Origin of the sequence: Xanthomonas arboricola pv. guizotiae (assembly GCF_002940205.1) — a bacterium.
In the GTDB taxonomy this organism is placed as follows: Bacteria; Pseudomonadota; Gammaproteobacteria; order Xanthomonadales; family Xanthomonadaceae; genus Xanthomonas; species Xanthomonas arboricola_C.
On the sequence record NZ_MDSK01000086.1, the window covers coordinates 1 to 2222 of the forward strand.

Below are 2222 nucleotides of genomic sequence, written 5' to 3' on the forward strand. Positions count from 1 at the left end.
CCTGCATGGTCAATTGTTCGCCACTTCTGACATGTACTGGAAAATTCCGCTGGTTGCGCCTCGCGTCGCGGCTGGTATTTCAGCAGCCTGTTAGTGCTTGACCCAGGCCAGCCTGATGCCGGCATCCCACCGACCTACGAATCGGACGTGGACTTCCGTCGCCGCATCCAGCTGGCGCCGGAGGGCTTCAGCGTTGCTGGTCCCGAGGACGCCGACATCTATCACGCGCTGAGCGCAGCCGCCGATGTCATGGACCCCAGCGCCACCATCCAGCCCGGCAGGCGTGGCACTGAGAGCAAGGAGCGGCGGAAGATTGGTCGTGTCGATGATGGCGCTTTCTCAGCGATGCGCCGACGCAGTTGGACCTTGAAACTGCGCATAGCGGGGCTCCTGCGAGCTGCAGCGATGCAGCTATTGGGGCAGACATCGGCCCTTGCTCGTAATACGCTGGCGCCACACCCGCCGATCTGGCAGTGCGTGAACGACTCGACCAACCCGCACAGGAGCGACAAGCCGATGCAGTGGATTTCCCTCGCGTTGCGAATCCCGCGCAGGCGGATGTTGCAATCAATCGTCGCCGCTGCATTGATAACGAACGCACTTGCCGCATCGGCTGCCGAGATCAAGGTGACCGCCACGCTGCGCGTGGACCAGCCCGGTGCGCAGGTGTCGCGGCAGCTGTTCGGCCAGTTCGCCGAGCATCTGGGCACCGGCATCTACGGCGGGGTGTGGGTCGGCGAGGACTCGGCGATTGCCAATACGCGCGGCTATCGCAACGATGTGCTGGCCGCGTTGAAGGCGATTGCAGTGCCCAACATCCGCTGGCCCGGCGGCTGTTTTGCCGACGAATACCATTGGCGCGATGGCGTCGGTGCGCCGGCCAGGCGCCCGGTCAGCGTCAACACGCACTGGGGCGGCGTGGAAGAGTCCAACCGCTTCGGCACGCACGAGTTCATGGAGTTCACCGAGCTGCTCGGCACCCAGGCCTATATCGCCGGCAACGTGGGCAATGCAGCGCCGGACGAGATCGCGCAGTGGGTCGAATACATGACGGCGCCGACCCGCTCGAGCCTGGCCAACGCGCGCCGCGCCAATGGCCGCGACGCACCGTGGCAGGTGCCCTACTTCGGCGTGGGCAACGAGCTGTGGGGCTGCGGCGGCAACATGCGCGTGGAATACGCGGCCGACGTCTATCGGCGCTACCAGACCTTCGTCAAGGCGCCGGCCAATCAGAAGCTCCTCAAGATCGCGCCCGGCCCCAACAACGACGACTACCACTGGACCGAGGTGATGATGCGCGAGGCCGGCACGCTGATGGACGGCCTGAGCCTGCACTACTACACCGTGCCCGGTGGCTGGCCGCCACGCGCCTCCTCCACCGACTTCGACGAAGCCGCCTGGATCGACACGCTGTCGCGCACGCTGGTGATGGACGAACTGATCCGCAAACACAGCGCGATCATGGACCGCTACGACCCGGGCAGGAAGGTCGCGCTGGTGGTGGACGAATGGGGCACCTGGTACGCCGGGCTGCCGGATGCGAACCCCGGCTTCCTGCATCAGCAGAACACGCTGCGCGATGCGCTGGTGGCGTCGTTGAACATCGACATCTTCAGCGCACATGCCGAGCGCGTGCGCATGGCCAACATCGCGCAGATGGTCAACGTGCTGCAGGCGATGATCCTCACCGACGGCGACAGGATGGTGCTGACGCCCACCTACCACGTGTTCGCGCTGTACAAGCCCTACCAGGACGCCACCCAGCTGCCGTTGCAACTAAGTACACCCGAGTATCGCCATGGCGATGTCCACGTGCCCGCAGTGCACGGCTCGGCGGTCAAGGCCAGGGATGGACACGTCTATCTCGCGCTGACCAATCTGGATGCGACGTCGGCCGCGAACGTCAATGTGCAGGTGGATGGCCTGCCGGCGCGCGGGGTGACCGGACAGATTCTGACCGGGCCGGCGATCATTGCGCACAACACTTTCGCCCAGCCACATGCGGTGGAGCCCAAGGTGTTCAAGGGAGCACGCATGCAAGGCAAGGCGTTGACTGTCGCGCTGCCGGCGCGCTCGATTGTGATGCTCAAGCTGGAGTGAGCGATGGCGGCGGCAGCATCAACTGCCGCCTTAGAGCGGCTAACAAAACCCAGGAAGAAGGCGTAAGCAGATGATGGAGGATGCGAGCGAAAGCAACGCCAAGTGGAGATCGATGCGACGTT

General features: G+C 64.5%; 1 protein-coding gene and 1 pseudogene. Both read left to right on the plus strand.

Annotated elements, in window-relative coordinates; translation table 11 throughout:
* Positions 1-90: 90 nt before the first annotated feature.
* Positions 91-267, plus strand: a pseudogene (locus XarbCFBP7408_RS23020) (baseplate assembly protein); the annotation flags it as partial.
* Positions 268-516: 249 nt separating this feature from the next.
* Positions 517-2100: an alpha-N-arabinofuranosidase gene (locus XarbCFBP7408_RS21855; protein ID WP_181107115.1), complete on the plus strand. Its 1584-nt coding sequence runs from the start codon at positions 517-519 to the stop codon at positions 2098-2100.
* Positions 2101-2222 lie beyond the last annotated feature (122 nt).

What these genes read in the sequence shown, in the direction of transcription:
- XarbCFBP7408_RS21855 (WP_181107115.1), top strand. Translation starts at nt 517, where the DNA reads ATGCAGTGGATTTCCCTCGCGTTGCGAATCCCGCGCAGGCGGATGTTG.